The sequence below is a fragment of the Helicobacter ibis genome (assembly GCF_027859255.1).
GTDB classification, from domain to species: domain Bacteria; phylum Campylobacterota; class Campylobacteria; order Campylobacterales; family Helicobacteraceae; genus Helicobacter_D; species Helicobacter_D ibis.
Genome location: NZ_JAQHXR010000013.1, coordinates 1 through 421, shown reverse-complemented (window position 1 = coordinate 421; position 421 = coordinate 1). Strand labels below are relative to the sequence as shown.

Here is a 421-nt window from a genome sequence, read left to right as displayed (position 1 = left end):
AAGGAGTAGGAAAGCTAATTGATGAGACTGCAATTGGTGGGTTTATAAGGAATCTGCCAAGTCAAAATCTAAGAGGTGCAGAAGAGATTCTATCTCACTCAATCACAAAGGAGCAAAGAGAAGCTATAAAGAAGTTTGGCGAAGAATTTGGTGGGAGCTTAAAAAGAGGAGATGGGAATTTAGATAGCTTAATAAATGCAACAAACAATCTACCACCACTATTTCAAAGCACTGCAGGGAAGATTTTAGAATCTCTAAATAAACCAACTCTAAAGAGCAGTCATATTGAACTGCTTTATTTTTATTGCAGATTTTTAGAGATTTATATCTTGTATTTAATCGCAAAAATATGAGTTAGTGTTGGATTAGGAGATAAAATGAAGCTTTAAAAGAGGGAATATTGTAAAAGATTGTAAAAAAA

Annotated in this window: 1 protein-coding gene; it reads left to right on the top strand. The window is 33.0% G+C overall.

Annotated features, from left to right (window positions below):
* Window positions 1-353 (top strand): hypothetical protein (locus PF021_RS08525; protein WP_271022059.1); only part of this gene is annotated, 353 nt, incomplete at its 5' end.
* Window positions 354-421: the final 68 nt, after the last annotated feature.